The organism is Mesorhizobium sp. M7A.F.Ca.US.006.04.2.1, assembly GCF_004022915.1.
Lineage (GTDB): Bacteria > Pseudomonadota > Alphaproteobacteria > Rhizobiales > Rhizobiaceae > Mesorhizobium > Mesorhizobium ciceri.
On record NZ_RZQA01001202.1, the window covers coordinates 1 to 1410 of the forward strand.

Annotated in this window: 2 pseudogenes; both read right to left on the bottom strand. The window is 66.2% G+C overall.

The annotated features are described in order from the left end of the window. Window positions 1-534, bottom strand: a pseudogene (locus EN925_RS35805) (serine kinase); the annotation flags it as partial. Further along, window positions 531-1410 (bottom strand): annotated as a pseudogene (locus tag EN925_RS35810) (lasso peptide isopeptide bond-forming cyclase); the annotation flags it as partial. The pseudogenes EN925_RS35810 and EN925_RS35805, both read right to left, overlap by 4 nt.

Genomic DNA, 1410 nt, shown 5'->3' on the forward strand with positions numbered 1-1410 from the left:
GTCCAGCGCCACCACGTCATCGGTAAGCAGTCGATGCCCGGCCCGGATCATCGCACTTGCGGTCGTCGACTTGCCGGCTCCCTTGTCACCCATGAAGATGGCGCTCGTGCCGGCGGCGGCGATGGCACTGGCATGCAGGACAAGCAGGCCGCGCCGGTGCAAGAGCAGCGCCATGACCGGACCAAGCAGCGGAAACGCGAGCAGCGCGTCGTCGACGCCGGGCGCCGGTTCGATGTCGATACGGCTGGAATCGGTGATCAGGAACGCGCCCACGGCATGCCACGCCAGATATTGCCGGTCCGGCTCGAAGCGAAAGTCGGTCGCGGCTTCGGGCGAGGGCTTTGGCAGGTCGATCGCGCCGACGGCAATCACGACATCCGCCGCCCCCGGCGCCGCCGGCTGCAGTTCGGGCAACGTCACCTCCGACGCGATGGTCAGGCCGTAGGCCCGGTAGAAGCGGCGTTCTCGCATGGCCCGGCCATGCGAAAAGGCATCATCATTGCATAGAGCGAGCGGCTCGTTGCGCGGCATCATGCGGGGCTCCCGCCATGCTGGAACTGCCGCAGCCAGAGCGACAGCGAGGCCGAGCGCCAGACATACTGGACATCCAGGGGGGCTGCCTGATCGGGCTGGCGCAGCAGCCGCGCATAGGCGGCACTCACTTGCGGCAGATTGACGTAAGGCGCGATGCGGTTCGCATCCGAGACCAGCAGCTGTTCCAGGAGGTCGCGATGGTTGCGCAGCATGCCATTGACGAGATTGGCAGTGAAGTCGATCTTGTCGCGCCGCCACTGCACCGCCTCCGGCAATACGCCTTGCATGGCGCGGCGCAGCACATAGCGGCCAAAACCGTGGCTCAGCTTCTCCTCGCCCGGCAACGCCAGGCAGAACTCGACCAGCGGCTTGTCCCAGAAGGGGTAGCGCGGCTCGACCCCGAAATTGGCGGCGGCCTTGTCGAGAACCTCGAAAGCATGCGGGACATAGCCGTTCGACAGGATCCAGCGATGGCTCAAGGCATCGCTGGCCTGGACGCCGGGCGGCATGTAGCCGGCCCGGTGAAACCGGTCGACAAGCTCGGTGCGCTTGGCCAGGTCCGGATTGATCAGGTCGCGCCAGCTTCGTGCGCGCGACACTTGCGCGGGCTTGCGGATCTTGTTCAGGGCACGGTTGGCCATATGCCTCAGCCTGGCGATGCGCCAGGCCGGCCCGTAGAGGGTCAGGAACTGGAGATAAAGGCCAAGCGTGCTGTCGCCATAGGTGTTGGATGCGCTGCGGACCTCGCGCCACAGATCCATCCATCGGCCGCCATTCGCAAGCTCGTGCAGGTGGCCGTGGCCTTGTGAAACGACCTCGTCGCCACCATGGCCGTCCAGCAGCACCTTGATGCCCTTGGCGCCGGCAGTCCGGTAG